Genomic DNA, 20,950 nt, shown 5'->3' with positions numbered 1-20,950 from the left:
CCCGTGATCCAGTCCGTCCTCGTCGCCAACCGGGGCGAGATCGCCCGCCGCGTCTTCCGCACCTGCCGCGAACTGGGCATCACAGGCGTCGCCGTCCACTCGGACGCCGACGCCCGGGCCGCCCACACCCGGGAGGCCGATGCCGCCGTCCGCCTCCCCGGCGACGCGCCCGCCGACACCTATCTGCGCGGCGACCTGGTGGTGAAAGCCGCCCTGGCCGCCGGCGCCGACGCCGTCCACCCCGGGTACGGATTCCTCTCCGAGAACGCCGAGTTCGCCCGCGCCGTCCTCGACGCCGGGCTGACCTGGATCGGGCCGCCGCCCGAGGCGATCGAGGCGATGGCGTCCAAGACCCGGGCCAAGGACCTCATGGCGCGGGCCGGTGTTCCGCTGCTCGCGGCCATCGACCCCCGCGACGCCACGGACGGCGACCTGCCCCTGCTGGTCAAGGCTGCCTCCGGCGGCGGCGGACGCGGCATGCGCATCGTCCGCGACCTTGCCGACCTGCCCGGCGAACTGGCCGCCGCGAGCACCGAGGCCGCCTCGGCGTTCGGCGACGGCGAGGTGTTCGTCGAGCCGTACGTCGAACGCGGCCGGCACGTCGAGGTGCAGGTCCTGGCCGACGACCACGGCGCCGTCCGGGTGCTCGGCACCCGCGACTGCTCCCTCCAGCGCCGCCACCAGAAGGTGATCGAGGAGGCCCCGGCGCCCGGCCTCCCCGACCACCTCCGCGCCACCCTCCACGAGGCCGCCGCCGAAGCGGCCCGCGCCATCGGCTACCGGGGCGCGGGCACCGTCGAGTTCCTGGTCTCCGGCGAACGGGCCCACTTCCTGGAGATGAACACCCGCCTCCAGGTCGAGCACCCGGTCACCGAACTCGTCCACGGCATCGATCTGGTCGCCCTCCAACTGCGCGTCGCCGAGGGCGAACCGCTCGACCCCGAGCCCCCGGCGCCGTCCGGCCACGCCGTCGAGGCCCGCCTCTATGCCGAGGACCCGGCGCGCGACTGGCAGCCCCAGACCGGCGTCATGCACCGGCTGCGACTGCCCGAGACCCGTCACGTCCGCCTCGACTCGGGCATCACCGACGGCGACGCGATCAGCGTCCACTACGACCCCCTGCTCGCCAAGGTCATCGCCTGGGCCCCCACCCGCGCCGAGGCCGTCCGCCGCCTCGCGTACGTCCTGGAACACGCCCACCTGCACGGGCCGGTGACCAACCGCGACCTCCTCGTGCGCTCCCTGCGCCACCCCGACTTCGCCGCCGCCCGCCTGGACACCGGCTTCTACGACCGCCACCTCGCGGACCTCAACACCCCGCCCGACCCGTCCGCCGAAGCCCTCTCCGCCCTCGCCGCCGCCCTGGCCGAAGCGACCGCCCACGCCGCAGGCCCCACCCTCCCCTTGCGGCTGGGTGGTTGGCGCAACGTGATCTCGGCACCCCGGACGAAGAGTTACCGCAGTGAACCGTCCGGCACCGTCCACGAGATCGCGTACCACCACACCCGCGACGGCCTGCGCACCGACGACCCCACCACCCGCCTCCTCCATGCCACGCCCACCGCGATCACCCTCGAAACCGACGGCATCGCCCGCACCTTCGACGTCACCACCCACGACCGCACCCACGTCGACAGCCCGCTCGGCGCCTTCACCTTCACCCCCCTGCCGCGATTCCCGGACCCCACCGCCCGAACCGAACCCGGCTCCCTCCTCGCGCCCATGCCCGGCACCGTCATCCGGGTCGCGGACGTCGCGGTCGGCGACCCCGTCGAGGCCGGCCAACCCCTCCTCTGGCTGGAGGCGATGAAGATGGAGCACCGCATCACGGCCCCCACCGCCGGCACCCTCACCGCCCTCCACGCCACCCCCGGCACCCAAGTCGACGTCGGCACCCTCCTGGCCGTCGTGACCCCGAACGACGAACCCCAATGACGCCCAACCACCCGAAACCCCAGCCCTGAACTCTCCAACTCGACAGCGAAATCGAGACCCCCCACACCTCAACCGGCAGACCCACGGAAACCCACCCACCACCCCCATCCCACCCCCTACCGCGGGAGCGGGGTCGACGGAAACGGGCCCACTGACCTCGACCGCCGTGCTGCGGGACCGGAGACCACTCACGCGAGGGGACGGGGCCGCAGGGGAGGGGGTTTCTGGACACTTCCGTGTATTTGTGGCCGGCCGCGGCCGTAAATATACGGTCCAGGAACCCCCTCGCCGGAGGCCCCGGCCCCGTACCGCCCCCGCACCCCGTACCGCCCCGGCCATGCACCCCGCACCACCCGGCACCACCACCCCGCACCGCGCAACCCGCCCCCGCACAGCGCACGCGCCCCGCCACCCCGGGAGGAGCCCGCCCCATGCCCACCCAGCCCGGCCCCACCAACCCCGCCGCCCCGACCCCCGCCCTCCTCGAAACCGAGGAACAGGCCGCCCTCCGCAAGGCCGTCGCCGCCCTCGGCGCCCGCTACGGCCGCGCGTACTTCACCACCGTCACCGCCGAGGGCAGGCAGACCGACGAACTCTGGGCCGAGGCCGGCAAACTCGGCTACCTCGGCGTCAACCTCCCCGAGGAGTACGGCGGTGGCGGAGCCGGCATCACCGAGCTCGCGATCGTCCTCGAGGAACTGGGAGCTGCCGGCTGCCCCCTGCTGCTGATGATCGTCTCGCCCGCGATCTGCGGCACGGTCATCGCCCGCTTCGGCACCGACGAGCAGAAGCAGAAGTGGCTCCCCGGCCTCGCCGACGGCTCCGCCAAGATGGCCTTCGGCATCACCGAGCCCGACGCCGGCTCCAACGCGCACCGCATCACCACGACCGCCCGCCGCGACCCGGACACCGGCGACTGGCTGCTGACCGGCCGCAAGGTGTTCGTATCCGGCGTCGACATCGCCGACACCACCCTGATCGTCGGCCGCACCGAGGACGCCCGCACCGGCAAGCTCAAGCCCTGCCTGTTCGTCGTCCCCCGCGACACCCCCGGGTTCGCGTACCACCACATACCCATGGAACTCGCCGCCCCGGAGAAGCAGTTCGAGCTGGTGATGGATGACGTCCGGCTGCCCGCCGACGCGCTCGTCGGCGACGAGGACGCCGGCCTGCTCCAGCTGTTCGCCGGCCTCAACCCCGAGCGGATCATGACCGCCGCGTTCGCACTCGGCATGGGCCGCCATGCCCTGGGCAAGGCCGTCGAGTACGCGAAGACCCGGCAGGTGTGGAAGGAGCCGATCGGCGCCCACCAGGCCATCGCACACCCGCTCGCCCAGGCCCACATCGAGCTCGAACTGGCCGCGCTGATGATGCGCAAGGCGGCCCTGCTCTACGACGCGGGCGACGACATGGGGGCGGGCGAGGCCGCCAACATGGCCAAGTACGCGGCGGGGGAGGCGGCGGTCAAGGCCGTCGACCAGGCCGTGCACACCCTCGGCGGCAACGGGCTCACCACCGAGTACGGCATCGCCTCCATGATCACGGCAGCCCGGGTGTCCCGGATCGCGCCCGTCAGCCGCGAGATGATCCTCAACTTCGTCTCCCACCAGTCCCTGGGTCTCCCCAAGTCGTACTGAGACCGCCGGGCTGGGCAGGCACAGGCCCGGCGCTCCCGAAGGGCGTGACCCAGGGAACGCAGGGCCGGCCGCACCGCCGCACCGCCACGGACCGGAGCCCGGCCGCCCCGGGGACCGGAAAACCACAGAGGGAGAGGTTCCGCCATGGTGTTCCGCAGCGAGTACCCCGACGTCCCCGTCGTCGACCTGCCCATCCACGACGCTGTGCTCGGCCGCGCCGCCGGGTACGGCGACACCCCGGCACTGATCGACGGTGTCAGCGGCATGACCGTCACGCACCGGCAGCTCGACGAGTCCAGCCGTCGCATGGCCGCGGCCTTCGCCGACATCGGGGTCCGCAAGGGTGACGTGGTGGCCCTGCACAGCCCGAACACCATCGCCTACCCGGCCGTCTTCTACGCCGCCACCCGGGCCGGAGCGGCCGTAACCCCCGTCCATCCGCTCGCCACGCCGGACGAGTTCGCGAAGCAGCTGCGGGACTCCGGCGCCCGGTGGGTCGTCACCGTCTCCGCCCTGCTGCCCGCGGCCCGCGCCGCCGTCGAACTGGCCTCCATCGCCGCCGCCGACGGGACGGGCAAACCGCTGCGCGTCGAGGAGGTGTTCGTCTGCGACCAGGCGGAAGGCCACCGCTCGATCCTCGACATGCTCGCTTCGACCGCACCGGAACCCGTCGTCGACATCGATCCGGCCCGGGACGTGGCGGTGCTCCCCTACTCCTCCGGTACGACCGCCGCGCCCAAGGGCGTGATGCTCACCCACCGGAGCATCGCGACCAACCTCGCCCAGATCCACCCGCTGATCCCCAGCGGCCCCGGCGACCGTGTGCTGGCCGTCCTGCCGTTTTTTCACATCTACGGGCTCACCGCGCTGATGAACGCGCCGTTGCGCAACGGCTCGACGGTCGTCGTGCTGCCCCGGTTCGACCTGGAGCAGTTCCTCACCGCGATCGAGACGTACAAGGTCAACGCGCTGTACGTGGCCCCGCCGATCGTGCTCGCCCTTGCCAAGCACCCGGTCGTCGCGGATCACGACCTCTCCTCGCTGGAGTACGTGGTCAGTGCCGCGGCCCCGCTCGACGCCGACCTCGCGGCCGCCTGCTCGAAGCGGCTCGGGCTGCCGCCGATCATGCAGGCGTACGGGATGACGGAGCTGTCGCCCGGCACCCACGTGGTGCCGCTGAACGCGGCCGATCCGGCGCCCGGTTCGGTCGGCAAGCTGCTGCCGAACACGGAGATGCGGATCGTCGCCCTGGAGGACCGGTCGCGGGACCTCGGCGTCGGCGAGGAGGGTGAGGTCGTCATCCGCGGGCCGCAGGTGATGAAGGGCTACCTCGGACGGCCCGACGAGACCGCCGCCATGGTCGACGCGGAGGGCTGGCTGCACACCGGCGACGTGGGACGCGTCGACGCCGACGGCTGGCTGTTCATCGTCGACCGGGTGAAGGAGCTGATCAAGTACAAGGGGTACCAGGTGGCCCCGGCCGATCTGGAGGCCGTGCTGCTCACCCACGACCAGGTCGCCGACGCCGCCGTCATCGGCGCGCCGGATGCCGACGGCAACGAGGTACCGAAGGCGTTCGTCGTCCGGCAGCCGGGTGCGGGGCTCACCGCGGAGGACGTGATGGCGTACGTCGCCGAGCGGGTCTCCCCCCACAAGAAGGTGCGGCGCGTCGCGTTCGTGGAGCAGGTGCCGCGCGCCGCCAGCGGCAAGATCCTCCGCCGCGAACTCCGCGCCGCCGACCGGCCGTAGGGCCCGGCTGACGGCTGACGGTACGGGAGGGGACACCCGAACCGGTGTCCCTCCCACCCGGCGGCAGCGGGGGATGGACGCGGGTGACAGGAGGAGAAGCTGCTGCTCGGTGGAGGCGGTGCGTGCCAGACTGGCGGTATGACGGCTGACGCACTGCACCTGACCGCTGCGATCACCCATGAGGGTGAGTGGTACGTGGCGCGCTGCCTCCAGGTCGAGGTCACCTCTCAGGGCGCGACCATCGAGGAATCCCTGGAAAACCTGCGTGAGGCGCTGGAACTGTACTTCGAGGACGCCCCGGCACCCGAGGTCACCGACGTGATCACTGCCCCGGTCGAGGTGCGTGTCGCATGACCCCTGCTGTTCCCACCGGCCTCTCCGGTGCAGCTGTTGCCAAGGCCCTCGAACGCGGCGGCTTCGAACACATCTCGACCCGCGGCAGCCACGCCAAGTACCGCAGCGGCGAGCGGACCGTCGCTGGGGTGAACGGGATCCCGAAGTCGCGGCTTTCCGGGGGTTTCCCGACGCAACCGCGCGCAGTGAATGGTGTGCGCGGTTCGGGCCCTTCCTGGACGTGTCAGGTGCCTTGGAGCCGTACCTTTCGCCGGCCTTAGCGGGCCGGACCGTGCCGGAGGAGTACGCAGCAGCCCTGACCGTCAACCACGGCCCTCCGGGCGGCGAAAGCCCGTAACGTCACCAACGCGCCCAGCTGGCACACCGGCGCTTCGCCCGTGCCATGCGCTGTCAAGGGTCCCGCAGTCAGGTGCGTTCCCGGTGCGCCTGCTGCTCATGCCGTCGGAAGAGAACGATGCAGTCGGTCTCACGGCTCAGGTCGCCGCTCTCACGGGCCTGCACCTTCTGCGCGGTGAGTTGCCGGCACACGGCGCACGGCTCCGGTTGAGGCGTGGTTCGGCCCGCGGTCATGGTCTCCCCTTGCGATGGCGATGTCGGCCCACAGGACCGCGGGGGCGGTGCCCGTGGCGCTGCGGTGTCCGTAGGCGGTCACGTCGTCCAGTGCGGCGACGATGAGGTCGATCCCCGAACGGGTGATGCGACGGGGCAGTTCGACCTCGATGCGGAAGCGGTCGGGGAGCGTGGCAACAGTCGGCTCGCTGCCTGTCGCCGCGCTCAGGGCGGCGGCGAGGGCGATGGCGCGGCTTCGCGGACTCGGCACGATGCTCCCCCGATGAGTGAGTGCTTGATTACACAACGTGCATCTGAATGCTCAGCTTGCACCTGATGGGTTAACTTGTCAATGTCGACGCCCGACCCTGCGGGGAGCCCGAATTGCCGCGAGAGACGCCGTACTTGCAGATCGCCGATCGGCTGCGTGAACGCCTGGCTGCGGGGGAGTGGGTCATCGGCGACCGGCTTCCGTCCCGGGCTGCCGTCGCCGCCGAGTACGGGGTCGGGCAGAGCGTTGCCCAACGGGCCATGGAGCGGCTGATCATCGAGGGCCTGCTCGAAGGCCGAGCCGGATCGGGCACCTACGTCCGCCGTCCGCGCGAGAGGCTGCGCATGGTCAGGTCGCAGCACCGCGAGATGCGCGGCGGATCGCCGTTCCGTGCCGACATGCGGGAGAAGGGGCTGGCGGGTACCTGGGAGTCGCGCAGTGCGGCCCGGACACCGGCGCCCGACCACATTGCGGACCGCCTTGCCATCGCCCCCGGCGACCCGTGCGTCGTGACGCACTACGAATTCCTCGGCGACGGACTGCCCGTCCAGCTCAGTGAGTCCTGGGAGCCGATGGCGGTCACCGGAGGCACGCCGGTCGTCCTGCCGGAGATGGGGCCGTTGGCCGGTGCGGGCGTGGTGGAGCGCATGCGCTCCATCGGTGTCGAGGTCGAGGCGGCCCTCGAAGTGCCACGCCCGTCCCGCGCCACGCAGGAGCAGGCGAACCTGCTGGGAATCGCCGTCGGCGACCTGGTGACCGTGATCGAGCGGACCTACTGCGCCACCGACGGGCGGCCGGTCGAGACGGCGACGATCGTGGTGCCCGACGTGCGCTGGGAGATCGCGTACTGGGTTCCCGTCAAGCCTGCGGGGGAGTAGCCGCCGCAGCCGGCCGGTTCGTCGTCACGCTCATGGCGAGCGTACGAGGTGGCATCGACGCATGAGTGTTCCGCCGCCGGGCCTACCCGGCGCTGCGGGCGGTCCGCCGCCGCGGCGTGGCTGTTGAGGGGGCCCGGACTCCTTCTGCTCTCGCTCATTCCGGCCGTCCCTGACGGGGCCCCGCATCGGGCGGGCGGCGCACCGAGTTGGCGTCAAGGCGGTCCCGTTCCGTGCGGGCCGCGGGCGGTGGTGGAGCGGTCGGGGCCCGTATCGCCGCTGCCTGCGGAACCGGCTTCGGTCCCGGTCGGCGCCTCGTCGGCTTCGGCGGGCCGGTTGCGGGTGGAGATCAGCGACCAGGCGATGGAAACGGCGATCGTCCCGGCGATGACGCCCAGGGTGAGGGGGATGGGGAGCTTGCCGACCGGGGTCTCGGACAGGATGAGCTTGACGCCTGCGAAGACGAGCAGGACCGCGAGGCCGTAGTGCAGGTACGCGAAGCGGCGCAGGAGTCCGGCGAGGCAGAAGTACAGGCTTCGCAGGCCCAGTACGGCGAAGGCGTTGGCGGTCCACACCAGGAAGGTGTTGGTCGTGATCGCGAGTACGGCGGCCACGGAGTCGACGGCGAAGATCAGGTCGGTGGCCTCCACTGCGACCAGGACCACGAACAGCAACGTGGCCACCCGCTTGCCGTTGATGCGGACGAAGAACTGGGAGCCGTGGAATTTCGGGTCGGTGGGGATGAGCTTCTTGACCAGGCGGACGACGGGATTGCGGTCGGGGTGAACCTCCTCGTCCTTGGACACGGCCATCTTCCAGCCCGTCCAGATCAGGAACGCGCCGAAGAGGTAGGCGGTCCAGAAGAACACCTGGAGCAGTTCGGCGCCGACGAAGATGAACACCAGCCGGGCCGCGAGGGCTCCGAGGACGCCCCAGAAGAGGACCTTGTGCTGGTAGGCGTCGGGCACGGCGAAGAAGGAGAAGACCAGCGCGAAGACGAAGACGTTGTCGATCGACAGGGCCTTTTCGATCAGGTAGCCGGCGTAGTAGGTGGAGGACACCTCCCCGCCCTGCCACGCCCAGAGGATGAGACCGAAGCCGAGGCCGATGGCGATCCAGACGCCGCTCCAGATCGCTGCCTCGCGGAAGCCGATCACGTGGTTGTCGCGGTGCGCGATCAGGTCGACGGCGAGCATCACGCCGATGCCGACGGTGACTGCGGCCCATACCCACAGCGGGACGGCGAACGACAGGTCATTCATCGCGAACGGTTCCTCTCCGGAGCAGGGAAGGACGCAAAGGCGCTACGGCGAGAGCGGGTGCCGGGGGGACCGGGCGGGGGCGACCACGTGAACGGAGGGGCCGCTGCGCAGGGCCGCGGCCTCGATCAGCGCGAGCCCGTCGAGCCCTTCGGGGCCGCGGCGGGCCGCCACCACGTGCGGGGCCCGGTGACGGGTGGCCAGTGCCAGCAACGCCTCCGCCGCCGCCAGCCGCGAACCTCTGCCCGCGGGCAGGTGGAGGACCTCGGGGATGCAGCCCGTTCCGTGCGGGCCCACCTTCGGCATGACGCGGGCCAGTACGGCTCGCACCGGCGCGGAGGTCGGTGCGAGGGAGGCGCGGCGGATGCGCGGGGGCATCGCGACGATCAGCAGCAGCGGAACGCGGCGGGTCAGTGCCATCCGCACCGCGGCCTCGGCAACCGCCACATCGTCCACCCGGTCGGTCAGCACTGCCGCCACCGGTTGTGCAAGGCCCGTTCGTCCGGGGCGGGGAACGCCGTCATGCGCGGAGTGCAGGGGCTGTCGGGTCATGGCGCCACCCTCCTTCCCTATGGAACGGAATGCCCCAATCGTCCCTCCGTAATCCGATGCCCGTCAATAATTACGCGAAAAAAAATTCGTCAATAAAGATTCGCATGAGGAGGGTGGATGCCCGAAGTGCGGTTCGTATGATGGAGGGCATGGGTACGACACCGGCACGTGGGGACCAGTGGACGTTTCTGACCAACCACGCACGGGTGCTCCTGCGCATCGCCGGAGACCCGGAGGTCCGCCTGCGTGACGTCGCCGCAGGTATCGGCATCACCGAGCGGGCAGTGCAGATCATCGTCGCCGACCTGGAAGCGTCCGGATACCTGACCCGCACCCGGGTGGGCCGCCGCAACCGCTACACCATCGACCCCACCGTCGCCCTGCGCCACCCCGCCGAGGCCGACCATCCCGTCGGGGACCTCCTCGGCGCCTTCCTCCACCGCGAGGACACCCCCGACGCCGTGCCCGCGGAACCGGGGTCGGCCGACACCTGAGGCGCGCTGCCTCGACCGGCCCCACGGGCCGCGGTCCGGATGCCGGCGTCCGGCGCATCGCGGACCGTTTCGCGGTGACTACCGCAAGCAGGTCGCGGAACTCCACGACCCCAGGCGGCACAAGTGCGTCGCGATTGCCGAGATCGGCAGTGCCATCGCCGGTTATGTGGCCTGGACCGTCGACCCGGGCCGCAGGAACGGCACCGTCGTGATCCTCGCGGTCGGGGCGGAGCACCGACGGGACCACGTGGGTACTGTCCTGTGTGAGCACGCTTTCGACGCGATGCGACAACTCGGCGCGCAGGTGGTCGAGATCGGCACCGGCGGGGATGCCTTCCACGCTCCTGCCGTGCCCTCTACGAGAGCATCGGGTGCGTTCCGTTCCCCGTTGCGATCTACTACCGGCAGCTCTGACACCCTCCGTCCGGGGCGGGCGCGACCTGCGCCCGCCCCGGACGGGGTCTGCGACGGCCTCACCGTCGGATGGCGGTCTCCACGCGCACCCACAGTTCGGCCCCGATACACAGCACCGCCGCGACCAACGCGAGCACGTGCTGCCGCCGCATCAGCGCTCCCGAGTCGCTCAGTCATCCTGCAATCGGCTCCTCGAATCCGGTCATCACGACCAGCGAAACAACGGTGAACGCGATCACGGTCACCAGGAAACCGGCCAGGAACGACCATGCGAGATTGTTCAACTCAGATGCCTGCCCGGGAGAAACCGCCCACGAGTTCGCCCAGGGCATCCAGAATTCCCTGGCCCAGCGGTGTCGGGGCAATGAGCACCCCCAGCGCCAGCACGATGACCACGCCGAGCTTGTCGTCGAACCGGCTTCTGGCCTCGGTTCGGCGACGCAGTCGGACGACGACGATGACAGCGAGCAGAACGGCGACATTGATGCTGAGCAACCGGACTCCCTGGGACCTCGATGGTTTCCCGCTCGATGAGTTCGTGGAGCGCTTCCCACAGGCCTGTGTATCCGGAACCGGGTTTTGTCGTCGACGAGTTGTGGGTGCCTGGCGGTAAATCATCCTGAAATGACGGATCGGTAGCCCTTGCGCCGACTGCACCGGCGTCACGGGCCTGGTCGTCGAACCATGCAGGCGCGCTTGATTGTTTCTGGGGCCGCTGCCACCCTCTGAGTGCCGCGCTCCGGCCACCCGTGGGCCGCTGCACGCGCTCCGCCGCGGACCGCGCGCAGGCTACCGGGAGCGGGGGCAGGCCCGTTCGCCCAGGAAGGATCAGGCCCACATGACGGAGACCGAACCCCTCGTCCGCCGCGCCACCGAACGCGGCATCACCGTCCTCACGCTCGACTCGCCCCACAACCGCAACGCGCTCTCCAGCCGCCTGGTCACCGAACTGCACGCGGGACTGGCCGACGCCGCCGCCGACCCGGACGCCCGCGCCGTCGTACTCACCCACACCGGCAACACCTTCTGCGCGGGCGCCGATCTGAGCGAGGCGAGCGCCGACGACGCCCCGACGGCGGCCCCGCTGGGGCTGGCCCGGCTGCTCAGGACGATCGTCGAACTGCCCAAGCCGGTCGTCGCCCGGATCACCGGCCACGCACGGGCCGGCGGCCTCGGACTGCTCGGCGCCTGCGACATCTCGGTGGCCGGTCCGGGATCCACCTTCGCCTTCACCGAGTCCCGGCTCGGCCTCGCCCCCGCCGTGATCTCCCTGCCGCTGCTGCCCCGCCTCGAACCGCGCGCCGCCGCCCGCTACTACCTCACCGGCGAGAAGTTCGACGCCGCCGAGGCCGCCCGCATCGGACTGGTCACTCTCGCCACCGACGGCGCCGCCGACGAAGCCCTCGCGCCCGTGCTCGACGGGCTGCGCCGGGCCTCGCCGCAGGGGCTGGAGGAGTCCAAGCGGCTGGTCACCGCGGACGTGCTGCGCGCCTTCGACCGCGACACCGAGGCGCTCGCCGAGCAGTCGGCGCGGCTGTTCGCGTCCGACGAGGCCCGGGAGGGCATGACGGCCTTCCTGGAGCGCCGTGACCCCACGTGGCTGACGTGAGCGGTCGCGCCGCCGCGCGGGACCCCCAGCAGGACCGCAGCCGCGCCACCCGGCAGCGCCTGCTGGAAGCAGCCGTGGCGTGCCTCGCCGAGTACGGCTGGACCGGCAGCACGGTGACGGTGGTCGCCGAGCGAGCCGGGGTGTCCCGCGGGGCGGCGCAGCACCACTTCCCCACCCGGGAGGACCTGTTCACGGCGGCGGTGGAGCACGTCGCCGAGGAACGTTCGGCAGCGGTGCTGGCGCTATCCGGCGATCTGCCGCCCGAGGGGTCGAGCGCCCGGACGGCGGTGATCGTGCGGTGGCTCGTGGACCTCTACACCGGCCCGCTGTTCCGCGCCGCGCTCCAGCTGTGGGTGGCGGCGTCGAACGAGGAACGGCTGCGGCCCCGGGTGACGGCCCTGGAGGCCAGGGTCGGCCGGGAGACGCACCGGATGGCGGTCGAACTCCTCGGGGTGGACGAAAGCGTCCCCGGTGTACGGGAGACCGTGCAGGGTCTGCTGGACATGGCGCGCGGCCTGGGCCTCGCCAACGTGCTCACCGACGACCGGGCGCGCCGCGAACGTGTCGTCGAGCAGTGGGCGCGCATCCTCGACGACCAGCTGAACCAGGCCAATCAGGACCGTAGTTGACAGGGGCGAGTCCCCCCAAGGCTCCACATGACGGGTGCGATCGTGGTGTTCCCGCTGATGGCAGCCCCCTGTCGGGCGCGCGAGCGGCATCAGGGGCGGTCGCGCAGCTTCTCGATCTCGGGGGGAAGGGACTTGTTGGCCCCGGAGACCATGAGGTGGGCGTCATCAGGGTCCCCCACCGCGATGGCGATGTCGGGGTCAAGTCCCTCGACCTTGTGGGCGGTCGACTCGGTGGCACGTTCCTCGGTCCGGCGCCCGGTGTCGTAACAGGGCGGTTGGGTGGCGGTGCCGAGTTCTTCCCCGACAGTGAAGTCGATGTTGGCGACACCGTGGTACTTGCGATCCTCATAGGTCACCACGTGTGCGCATGCTGCCGCGCTCTCGCCGCCGCCCGACACCGTGCAGCCGGCAGCCGAGGCCACGGCAGCCGCGACGACCAGCATCGCGCGTAGGGCGACGTGCTGGCGGACCGAGAGCGCAACGGTCATCAGTTTCGTTCCTCACTCGTTCTTTCCGAGCCGCCGAACGCGTTGTTGTCGGCAGGCAGTTGGCGAAGCGCGGCAGGTGCGGCCCCGCCCGTGACCGGGCGGAGCCGCGCCCCCCTCGGAGCACCGGCTTCAGCAACGCATCGGCCAGCGCCCCGGATCAGCGTGTCAGCCGTTCAGGTCGGGCCGGTGGGACACCCGGAGGGTGTTCACCAGGCTCTTGCCCTTGACCGCCACGAGCCGCAGGTTCAGCTGCCCGTCCTTGACCTCGACCGTGAAGCTCCTGGTCAGGGCCTTGTGCGAGCCGCCCGCCTCGAGTGCGATGTCGAGGTTGGAGACCTTCTCCGTCCCCTCGGCGAGGATGTCGAACACCCGTTTGTCCGGTGCCTTGTTGCTCAGCTCGGCGAAGCCCAGCTCGACCTGGTAGACGCCGTCGGGCATCCCGTCGAACCGGTACTCGTACGGGCCCTGCCGCGCGGTGCGGAAGAGGTCCTGCTCCTCCGTGCCGGACACGGTCTTGGTGGTGCGGACCGTGGCGGACGAGCCCAGGTAGCCGTAGCCGCCGGCCGCGTAGGCCCGGTCCGGGCCCCAGCTGTCGCCGAGCAGGTCGACCGTCGAGCCGGTGGCGCCGGTGTCGAGGGCCTTCCGGTACGCGGGGACGGCCACGGTGACCGGGATCTCGAGGACCGGTTCCCGGCCGCTGTCCGAGGCCACCTGCACCGTGCCGCGCAGCACGGAGCCGGGAGCCGCGCCGGCGGTGTCGAAGGTCAGGGTGACCTTCTGCTCCTCGTCCTTCGCCAGGTTGCCGGAGGCCGGGGAGGTCTTCAGCCAGGCCGCGCCGTCCTTCTCGCTCACCGTGTAGTCGGTGGCCGAACCGGAGTTGGCGAGGGTCATGGTGCGGGTGCGGGTCTCGTCGGCCGGGATCACGAACTCCAGGTCGGGCGACTGCATCTGCACTCGTCCGGTGGCCAGTGACGTGGCCTCGCGGGACACCTCGCCGCCGGTGAGCGACGCGGTGCGGCTGCCTGCCGCGTAGTGGTCGGCGGTCACCGCCACGGTGTAGTCGCCGCGGTCCTCGGCCGGCACCTGCACGAGGTAGCTGCCGTCCTCACCGGTGGTGGTGGAGCCGACGGCCGCGCCGTCGCGGGTGACCTCGACGCCGGCGCCGTCGACCGGCAGGCCGTCGTTGTCGTCCTTGACGGTGCCGGAGACGATCGCGCTCCGGTCGGTGCGGAAGGCGATGGTCATGCCGTCCCGGACCGCCGGCTCGTTGTACGCGTACTGCAGAGCGTCGGTGCCGGCCGCGTTCTCGGCGCCGATGGTCGCACCGGAGCCGTTCTCGTAGCTGCCGGTGCCGATGTCCTTGTAGTGGAAGGAGTAGGCGCCGTCCTCACCCAGGACGGCCGCGAAGCTGATCCGCTGCCGGTCGCTGGAGGGAGACGAGGTGATGATGACGTTCCGCCACTCGACCACGACCTGACGGTGCGGGGCGGTGCCGCGGGTGGCCCAGTAGACGCCGGCCTCGTCGTCGAGCTGGAGGTTGTCCCAGAACGGGTAGAGCGCCCCGTCGGGGTTCAGGGTGCTCGGCAGTGTCCGGTTGATGGACGTGGTGCTGCTGTCGCCGAAGGCCAGCACGCCCTCGATGGTCGCGGTGGCCTTGCGGTAGGTGTCGCCGTAGAGGGCGACCGGGAACGGCAGGTCGAACTCCCTCGCGCCGTAAGTGTTGCTGGAGTACTCCAGCTCGGTGTCCCCCGTGGGGAACTGCCGGTCCGCCGGCCGGCAGCTGGTGCCGGCGGTGTCGGTCCGGCTGGCCAGATCGACGTTCTTCGTGGCACCGCCCTCCGTCACCTCGACGGCGACGCTGGTGCCGGAGGCGCAGCGGCTGACCGGGGTGACGGCGACGTCGTAGGAGCCGACGGGCAGGGTGACCTCGTACGTGCCGTCTGCGCCGGTCTCGGTGCTCACCGGCGTCCCCTGGACGGCGACGGCGGCGCCCGCCTCGGGCCCGGCCTCGGTGCGGACGGTGCCGCTCAGCTTGGCGCTGGGGGCGGCGTCCAGGGCGGCGTCCCGGGTGGCGGTCTCGTTCTCGACGACCGTGACGCTGTACTCCTTCGTCAGGTAGCCGAACTTGGAGACGGTCAGCGTGTACTCGCCGACCATGGCCTTCGGCAGCGCGTACGTGCCGTCCTGGCCGGTCGTCAGCGTCCGGTTCATCGTGCCGGACAGCTTGACGGTGGCGTCCGCGAGCGGCTGCGAGCCGGAGGTGACGGTGCCGGCGACCGCTCCGAGCGCGCCGCGCGGGGCGGCGCTGACCGCGTCGAAGGCGTTCAGTCGGCCCTCGCCGAACACGTTGTTGTCGGCCGCGGTGCCGCCGCAGGTGGTGTTGTCGACGTCGGTCGCGGAGGCGTCGAGCAGCTTCTCCGTCTCGGCGACGTCGCCCTGGAGCGCCGGCGAGGCCGACCACATCAGCGCCACGGTGGCCGCCGTGTGCGGGGAGGCCATGGAGGTGCCGGAGATCGAGTTGTAGCCGCCGCCGGTCCAGGCCGAGCGCACGTTCACGCCGGGCGCGGCGAGGTCCGGCTTGATCGCGCCGTTCTCGCCGGTGCCGCGCGAGGAGAAGCTCGCGATGGTGTTGTTGATGTCGAACGCGCCGGACGAGTAGGCGTTGGTGTACATGCCCGGTGAACCCGAGGTGTTGCAGTTCGGGCCGCTGTTGCCGTTGGAGAACGCCGGGAAGATGCCGGCGTCCCGCCAGGACTGGACGGTGTCCCGGTACCAGGTGTCGTAGACGCCGGAGCCCCAGGAGTTGTTCACCACGTCGGGTGCCAGGTCGGGGCGGGGGTTCAGACCGGCGGAGTCGGTGGGCGCGACGACCCACTGTCCGGAGGCGAGGAGCGAGTCGCGGCTGCAGGAGCTGGACTCGCAGCCCTTGGCCGCGATCCACTTCGCGCCGGGGGCGACGCCGACCTGGTTGCCGGCGCCGTCGTCGCCGACCATCGTGCCCATGGTGTGGGTGCCGTGGCCGTTGTTGTCGCAGGGCGCGGTGCCGGAGCAGACGGAGGCCGGATCGAACCAGTTGTAGTCGTGGCTGTAGGAGCCGTCGGACTTCAGGCCGCGGTAGCCGGCCTTGACCGCCGGGTGGTCGTACTGCACGCCGGTGTCGATGTTGGCGATGACGACGCCTTCGCCGCGTACGCCCAGGTCGGTCCAGACCTTGGGGGCGTCGACGCGGTCGACGTTCCACTCGACCGCGTCGACGGACGGCTCGTCCTTGCCGGGCAGCGGATCGGGGATGACGACCGGATCGTCGGCCTCGAGCGCGGTGACCTCGGGGCGGGCTGCGATCTTTTCGGCGAGCGACTTGTCCGCCGTCACCTTGATCGTGTTGCTGATCCAGAAGCTCTTGTAGTGCGCACCGGCCTTCTTCAGCAGGGTGCGCACTCCCGCCTGGCTCTTCTCCGCGTGCTCGGTCTCGGCCTTGAACAGCGCGCGTGCCTTGGCGTCCTTGGACTCGGCCGCACGGGCTGCGGACACGTCGGCCCGTGAGCCGAGCCGAATCCAGAACGTGCTGCGGTCCTTGTCGCCGAGTTGCCCGAGGACCTTGGTCTCGGCCTTCTGCTGGAGCGGCGACGGACCGGGCGGTGCGGGCGCGGCGGCGGCCGGAGCCGAGCCGAGGGCCAGTGGCAGGGCCACGGCGGCGGCGGTCAGCGAGGCGTAGAGGCCTCGGGACCGCAGGGTGCGTCTACCCACGAACTCTCTCCTTCAGTGGAGGCGGGATCTCCCGCCGGAGCGAAGAAGTGCACGTGGCGCCAGAACGGTCGGAAGCCCGGCGCGGACGGTGCCCCGGGTGGGGGGCGTGGGGGGACGCACCGATGCCGCCGAGCATGGACATGGCGATTTTGAAGGTAAAGGGAGGGTAAGCGCCAGGGGGCCTCAGGGGCCGGATCCGGCCAAGGTTCGCGCTGTGCCTGTGAGGCCCGTGGGGTGTGCGGTGCCGGTGAGAACCCGTGCGGCGAGGTGACGCGCACCGGCCCGGCGGTGTGCCGCGGATGCACGGGACCACCGGGCCGGCGTCGAGGCGTCCGTCGGAACCGGAGACGCCTAGAGAGCGCAGGTCAGCCGGAGATGTCGCCGTAGCCGCTGACGTCCTGCGGGCTGCGCGAGCCGGGCCCCACATAGCGGGCCGAGGGACGCACCAGCCGGCCGGTGCGCTTCTGCTCCAGGATGTGTGCGCTCCAGCCCGCGGTACGGGCGCAGGTGAACATCGACGTGAACATGTGCGCCGGAACCTCGGCGAAGTCCAGCACGATCGCCGCCCAGAACTCGACGTTCGTCGCCAGCACCCGGTCGGGACGCCGGTTGTGCAGCTCCTCCAGCGCGGCCTTCTCCAGTGCCTCGGCGACCTCGAAGCGCGGCGCCGCCAGCTCCTTGGCCGTCCGCCGCAGCACCCGGGCCCGGGGGTCCTCGGCGCGGTAGACGCGGTGGCCGAAGCCCATCAGCCGCTCGCCCTTGTCGAGGGCGTGCTTGACGTACGCGGTGGCGTCCCCGGTGCGCTCGATCTCCTCGATCATGCCGAGGACGCGGGACGGCGCACCGCCGTGCAGCGGGCCGGACATGGCTCCCACCGCGCCCGAGAGGGCGGCTGCCACGTCGGCGCCGGTGGAGGCGATCACGCGGGCGGTGAACGTCGAGGCGTTCATGCCGTGCTCGGCGGCGGACGTCCAGTACGCGTCCACGGCCTTCACGTGCTTGGGGTCCGGCTCGCCGCGCCAGCGCTTCATGAACCGCTCGACGACGGTCTCCGCCGTGTCGATCTCCTTCTGCGGCACCATCGGCAGGCCCTGCCCGCGCGCGGACTGCGCCACGTAACTGAGCGCCATCACCGCGGCGCGGGCCAGGTCGTCACGGGCCTGCGCCGCGTCGATGTCGAGCAGCGGTTTCAGGCCCCACACCGGCGCCAGCATGGCCAGCGCGGACTGCACGTCCACGCGGATGTCGCCGGAGTGCACGGGGATCGGGAACGGCTCGGCGGGCGGCAGGCCGGGGTTGAACGAGCCGTCGACGAGCAGGCCCCACACGTTGCCGAAGGAGACGTGGCCGACCAGGTCCTCGATGTCGACCCCGCGGTAGCGCAGTGCGCCGCCTTCCTTGTCGGGTTCGGCGATCTCCGTCTCGAACGCGACGACTCCTTCGAGTCCGGGTACGAAGTCGGACATCTGGCGGCTCCTCGGGGATGTGGTCGACATGTGGCTCGTGACCAGGCTGTCAGTGACGTCCGGTGCCGGGGCGGATACGCGTCCGCGGGTGTGCGGCTCACGCTCCCGACCGGTCACCCGGGTGATGCCCCGCTCGGGGGTCGTCCACCCCCGGCGGCGGGAACCGGGGTCCGTCGGCTGTTCCCGGTCCGGGCGTGCCCCGGGCTGTGGGCGGGTTGCCGGTCATTCCGCAAAGGGTGGCACTGGGTGCACGACGACTCAGTGTGACGGGTCGGGGGCGCACGGGGAAGGGTGATGTGCCGCACAGGAACCGTTGCGCCCGGTGAGGGTTGGCGCACGGCGCGGCTGGGGAAAATGTGCGGTCGAGTCGGGCGGTCGTTCGCGAGCGACGGGGTCGCGGGCTGCTGGGGTTGCGGGTGTGCGGGTGACGGGCCCGTGCCGGGCCCGCCGCGGGAGTGGAGGTCTGCGGGTCCCGGGCGGTTCCGGTTCGCCTGCCGGAGTCCCGTGCCCGCGGCGGGGGCGTGTTGCAAGATGAGCCCGTGTCCCACGCCGATTCCGCACCGCAGCCCTTCCGGGCCTTCGACCCGGCCGCCATGCGCGAGCACTACCGCACGGAGGGGCTCGACGAGGCCGACCTCGCCCCCGGGCCCGTCGAGCAGTTCGCCCGCTGGTTCGAACAGGCGGCGATGAGCGGGCTGTACGAGCCCAACGCCATGATCGTCTCCACCGCCGACGCCTCGGGGCGGCCTAGCTCGAGGACGGTACTGCTCAAGCAGTACGACGAGCGCGGGTTCGTCTTCTACACGAACTACGGCTCGCGCAAGGGGGCCGAGCTCACCGCGAACCCGCGGGTCTCACTGCTGTTCCCGTGGCATCCGGTCGCCCGCCAGGTGATCGTCGAAGGAGTCGCCGAGCGGACCGGGCGGGACGAGACCGCCGCCTACTTCCGGACCCGTCCGCACGGGTCGCAGCTCGGGGCGTGGGCTAGCCGGCAGTCGTCCGTGGTCGGCTCCCGGGATGAACTGGACGGGTTGTACAGGGAGTTGGCGGACCGGTATCCGCCGGAGGAGCGGGTTCCGGTGCCGCCGGGGTGGGGCGGGTTCCGGGTGGTGCCGGAGCGGGTGGAGTTCTGGCAGGGGCGGATGAACCGGTTGCACGATCGGTTGCGGTACGTCCGGGGTGCGGGCGGGGACGGCGGGGGCGGGGCGGAGTGGACGGTGGAGCGGCTGTGTCCGTGAGGGGTGCGGGCGCGGGTCCGGGTTCGGACGCGGGGCCGTCGGGGCGCGGGTGAAGGGGCTGGGGCCGTCGGCGAGGTGACGGGTTCCGGGGCCTGCGGGCTCGGGGTCCTGGACCGTATATTTACGGGCCGCGCAAGCGGGGTTTTGGTTCGTCACCCCCGCTGACGGCCCACAAATACACGGAAGCGTCCAGGACCCCGACCCTCCGGTCCCGTCCCCCTTCGGCTGTCTGCTCCGGCTCCGTCCCCCTCCCGCCGTTGCCGGTCGCCCGGTTGCGCTTCGGCATTCCGCGCTGGACCGGCCGGGTTCGGCCGGTCCACCGTCGAAGGGAAGGGGGTGGATGGTGGTTGGGCGTCGTTTCGTCGTGAGGGAGGGGGAGTTGGGGTCGGGGTCAGGTGAGGGCTTCGGTGCGGGGGGTGCCGTCCCAGCCTTCGCTGGGGGCGGGGAGGTTGTGGAGGGCGGCGATCGTGGGGGCGACGTCGATCGTGCGGGCGGGGGCGTTGCTGATCGCGCCGCTGCGGACCCGCGAGGAGCCGCCGCCGACGAAGAAGGGGATCGGCAGCGTCGCCGGGTGCCCGTGGTTGCCGGGGATCGGGTTGGAGACGGGCGCAGGATCGGAGAACCGGTAGCCCGGCCGGGCATAGGCGACGAGATCGCCGGCCCGTGCGCCGAGGCGGAGTTCGGCCGGGTCGTGGACCGAGAGGACGCCGTCCTGCGCGGCGACGATGTCCCGCATGCGGCCGACGGCGCGGTCGCGGTCCTCGGCGGCGCCGGTCCAGTAGAGCAGGTCGGCGCCGCCGTTCTGGGCGATCGCGTAGTGGTCCTCGAGGAGCGGGTCCTCGTCGAGGGCGGCCGCGAGGGTGATCACGGCGTGCGGCAGGGACCAGTCCATCGAGTGGTCGGCCAGCACGATGACCACGCTGTTCTCCCAGCGCCCGGTGTCGGTGAGGTGGTCCAGGACGCGGGCGATCTGCGCGTCGGTGCCGGCGAGGGCGGCCTTCCGGGCGGCCTCGAGGGTGGTGCCGGTGATGTCGCTGTGGCCGACCCGGTCGACGTCGCCGAAGTTCACGAACACCAGGTCCGGGTCCGAGCTGTCGATCATGGCGATGGCCGCGTCGGCGGTGAACGCGTCCGGGGCGTGCCCGGTGACGGGCAGCAGCGGCTCGGGCTTCCACTGCACGTCGGCGCGCGTGCCGAAGATGCCGTGCAGGTAGCGCTTGGACAGCACGGTACCGCTGGTCAGGCCCTTGGCGCGGAGCAGTTCGAAGACCGTGGTCGCGTCGAGGTCGTCCGGCCGGTCCAGGTCGCGGACGGTCTTCTCGACCGGGTCGTAGACGGCGTTGGCCGGGACGCCGGAGCGGTCCGGGCGGACGCCGGTCATCATCATCACGTGGTTCGGGATGGTCTCCATGACCGGCATGGACTGTGCCGAGGGGTAGTTCGTGCCCTCGTCGCGCAGCTTCGACAGACGCGGCATGAGGACGGGGTGCACCTCGTCGGGCCGGCAGCCGTCGACGACCAGGACGTAGGTGCGCAGCCGGCTGTCCGGCGCGGCGGTGGCCGTGGGGACGGCGCTGCCGCCGAGGATGAGCCCGCCCGCGCCACCGGCGACGGTGGCCAGGAGCTTCCGGCGGGACAGGGGCTGGGAATGGCGTGGCATCAGGGTTCTCCGGGGGAGGCGGCG

17 protein-coding genes and 1 pseudogene are annotated in these 20,950 nt (G+C 71.5%); 10 read left to right on the top strand and 8 right to left on the bottom strand.

Annotated features, from left to right (window positions below; translation table 11 throughout):
• Positions 1-3: 3 nt before the first annotated feature.
• The 4 genes from M1E25_RS05520 (at position 4) to M1E25_RS05505 (ending at position 5,675) form a co-directional block, all read left to right on the top strand.
• Complete coding sequence (locus M1E25_RS05520) at positions 4-1,935, top strand: acetyl/propionyl/methylcrotonyl-CoA carboxylase subunit alpha (protein ID WP_251410484.1); 1,932 nt, start codon at positions 4-6, stop codon at positions 1,933-1,935.
• Between the two features lie 431 nt (positions 1,936-2,366).
• On the top strand, positions 2,367-3,572 hold the full coding sequence (locus tag M1E25_RS05515) for an acyl-CoA dehydrogenase family protein (RefSeq protein WP_251410481.1): 1,206 nt from the start codon (positions 2,367-2,369) through the stop codon (positions 3,570-3,572).
• Positions 3,573-3,716: 144 nt separating this feature from the next.
• The gene (locus tag M1E25_RS05510; protein ID WP_251410478.1) at positions 3,717-5,321 is read left to right on the top strand and encodes a 4-coumarate--CoA ligase family protein; all 1,605 of its coding nucleotides are present in this window, start codon (positions 3,717-3,719) and stop codon (positions 5,319-5,321) included.
• Positions 5,322-5,459: 138 nt separating this feature from the next.
• On the top strand, positions 5,460-5,675 hold the full coding sequence (locus M1E25_RS05505; RefSeq protein WP_251410475.1) for a type II toxin-antitoxin system HicB family antitoxin: 216 nt from the start codon (positions 5,460-5,462) through the stop codon (positions 5,673-5,675).
• A 487-nt stretch (positions 5,676-6,162) separates the two neighbouring features.
• Here M1E25_RS05505 and M1E25_RS05500 read toward each other — a convergent pair whose 3' ends face one another.
• The gene (locus M1E25_RS05500) at positions 6,163-6,495 is read right to left on the bottom strand and encodes a hypothetical protein (protein WP_251410472.1); all 333 of its coding nucleotides are present in this window, start codon (positions 6,493-6,495) and stop codon (positions 6,163-6,165) included.
• Positions 6,496-6,608: 113 nt separating this feature from the next.
• Between M1E25_RS05500 and M1E25_RS05495 the strand changes: the two genes are divergently transcribed.
• Positions 6,609-7,373, top strand: coding sequence for a GntR family transcriptional regulator (locus M1E25_RS05495; RefSeq protein WP_251410468.1), 765 nt, complete (start codon positions 6,609-6,611; stop codon positions 7,371-7,373).
• Between the two features lie 212 nt (positions 7,374-7,585).
• Here M1E25_RS05495 and M1E25_RS05490 read toward each other — a convergent pair whose 3' ends face one another.
• Positions 7,586-8,632: a TerC family protein gene (locus tag M1E25_RS05490; RefSeq protein ID WP_251410465.1), complete on the bottom strand. Its 1,047-nt coding sequence runs from the start codon at positions 8,630-8,632 to the stop codon at positions 7,586-7,588.
• Positions 8,633-8,674: 42 nt separating this feature from the next.
• Positions 8,675-9,181: a universal stress protein gene (locus tag M1E25_RS05485; RefSeq protein ID WP_251410462.1), complete on the bottom strand. Its 507-nt coding sequence runs from the start codon at positions 9,179-9,181 to the stop codon at positions 8,675-8,677.
• Positions 9,182-9,330: 149 nt separating this feature from the next.
• On the opposite strand from M1E25_RS05485, the gene M1E25_RS05480 reads away from it, so the two are divergent.
• Together M1E25_RS05480 and M1E25_RS25870 are read left to right on the top strand one after the other, a co-directional pair.
• Entirely contained in the window at positions 9,331-9,675 is a 345-nt protein-coding gene (locus tag M1E25_RS05480) for a helix-turn-helix transcriptional regulator (RefSeq protein WP_251410459.1), read from the top strand.
• Positions 9,587-9,940, top strand: a pseudogene (locus tag M1E25_RS25870) (hypothetical protein); the annotation flags it as partial. The gene M1E25_RS05480 and the pseudogene M1E25_RS25870, both read left to right, overlap by 89 nt.
• A gap of 434 nt (positions 9,941-10,374) precedes the next feature.
• Here M1E25_RS25870 and M1E25_RS05475 read toward each other — a convergent pair.
• The gene (locus M1E25_RS05475) at positions 10,375-10,584 is read right to left on the bottom strand and encodes a hypothetical protein (protein WP_251410455.1); all 210 of its coding nucleotides are present in this window, start codon (positions 10,582-10,584) and stop codon (positions 10,375-10,377) included.
• Positions 10,585-10,927: 343 nt separating this feature from the next.
• Here M1E25_RS05475 and M1E25_RS05470 point away from each other — a divergent pair, with 343 nt between their 5' ends.
• Positions 10,928-11,698, top strand: coding sequence for an enoyl-CoA hydratase family protein (locus M1E25_RS05470; RefSeq protein ID WP_251410452.1), 771 nt, complete (start codon positions 10,928-10,930; stop codon positions 11,696-11,698).
• Positions 11,686-12,327: a TetR/AcrR family transcriptional regulator gene (locus tag M1E25_RS05465; RefSeq protein WP_251410449.1), complete on the top strand. Its 642-nt coding sequence runs from the start codon at positions 11,686-11,688 to the stop codon at positions 12,325-12,327. The genes M1E25_RS05470 and M1E25_RS05465 overlap by 13 nt, the downstream gene beginning before the upstream one ends.
• Positions 12,328-12,416: 89 nt before the next feature.
• On the opposite strand, the gene M1E25_RS05460 is transcribed toward M1E25_RS05465, so the two are convergent.
• From M1E25_RS05460 to M1E25_RS05450, 3 genes are all read right to left on the bottom strand, one after another.
• On the bottom strand, positions 12,417-12,815 hold the full coding sequence (locus M1E25_RS05460) for a DUF6281 family protein (RefSeq protein WP_251410446.1): 399 nt from the start codon (positions 12,813-12,815) through the stop codon (positions 12,417-12,419).
• A 165-nt stretch (positions 12,816-12,980) separates the two neighbouring features.
• Positions 12,981-16,562, bottom strand: a complete 3,582-nt coding sequence (locus M1E25_RS05455) for a S8 family serine peptidase (protein ID WP_251410443.1) — start codon at positions 16,560-16,562, stop codon at positions 12,981-12,983.
• Between the two features lie 365 nt (positions 16,563-16,927).
• On the bottom strand, positions 16,928-18,028 hold the full coding sequence (locus M1E25_RS05450; protein WP_251410440.1) for a citrate synthase 2: 1,101 nt from the start codon (positions 18,026-18,028) through the stop codon (positions 16,928-16,930).
• A gap of 593 nt (positions 18,029-18,621) precedes the next feature.
• On the opposite strand from M1E25_RS05450, the gene pdxH reads away from it, so the two are divergent.
• On the top strand, positions 18,622-19,266 hold the full coding sequence (pdxH, locus tag M1E25_RS05445; RefSeq protein ID WP_251410643.1) for a pyridoxamine 5'-phosphate oxidase: 645 nt from the start codon (positions 18,622-18,624) through the stop codon (positions 19,264-19,266).
• Positions 19,267-19,657: 391 nt separating this feature from the next.
• On the opposite strand, the gene M1E25_RS05440 is transcribed toward pdxH, so the two are convergent.
• On the bottom strand, positions 19,658-20,926 hold the full coding sequence (locus M1E25_RS05440) for an alkaline phosphatase family protein (RefSeq protein WP_285830412.1): 1,269 nt from the start codon (positions 20,924-20,926) through the stop codon (positions 19,658-19,660).
• Between the last annotated feature and the right edge of the window lie 24 nt (positions 20,927-20,950).

Origin of the sequence: Streptomyces meridianus, assembly GCF_023703325.1 — a bacterium.
GTDB lineage: Bacteria > Actinomycetota > Actinomycetes > Streptomycetales > Streptomycetaceae > Streptomyces > Streptomyces meridianus.
Note: the sequence above shows the minus strand (reverse complement) of the source record. Positions and strands in the feature narration are given on the sequence as shown.

Coding starts and splice junctions, on each gene's coding strand:
- M1E25_RS05515 (WP_251410481.1), top strand. CDS start 2,367: ATGCCCACCCAGCCCGGCCCCACCAACCCCGCCGCCCCGACCCCCGCC.
- M1E25_RS05510 (WP_251410478.1), top strand. CDS start 3,717: ATGGTGTTCCGCAGCGAGTACCCCGACGTCCCCGTCGTCGACCTGCCC.
- M1E25_RS05505 (WP_251410475.1), top strand. CDS start 5,460: ATGACGGCTGACGCACTGCACCTGACCGCTGCGATCACCCATGAGGGT.
- M1E25_RS05490 (WP_251410465.1), bottom strand. CDS start 8,632: ATGAATGACCTGTCGTTCGCCGTCCCGCTGTGGGTATGGGCCGCAGTC.
- M1E25_RS05485 (WP_251410462.1), bottom strand. CDS start 9,181: ATGACCCGACAGCCCCTGCACTCCGCGCATGACGGCGTTCCCCGCCCC.
- M1E25_RS05480 (WP_251410459.1), top strand. CDS start 9,331: ATGGGTACGACACCGGCACGTGGGGACCAGTGGACGTTTCTGACCAAC.
- M1E25_RS05470 (WP_251410452.1), top strand. CDS start 10,928: ATGACGGAGACCGAACCCCTCGTCCGCCGCGCCACCGAACGCGGCATC.
- M1E25_RS05460 (WP_251410446.1), bottom strand. CDS start 12,815: ATGACCGTTGCGCTCTCGGTCCGCCAGCACGTCGCCCTACGCGCGATG.
- M1E25_RS05450 (WP_251410440.1), bottom strand. CDS start 18,028: ATGTCCGACTTCGTACCCGGACTCGAAGGAGTCGTCGCGTTCGAGACG.
- pdxH (WP_251410643.1), top strand. CDS start 18,622: ATGCGCGAGCACTACCGCACGGAGGGGCTCGACGAGGCCGACCTCGCC.
- M1E25_RS05440 (WP_285830412.1), bottom strand. CDS start 20,926: ATGCCACGCCATTCCCAGCCCCTGTCCCGCCGGAAGCTCCTGGCCACC.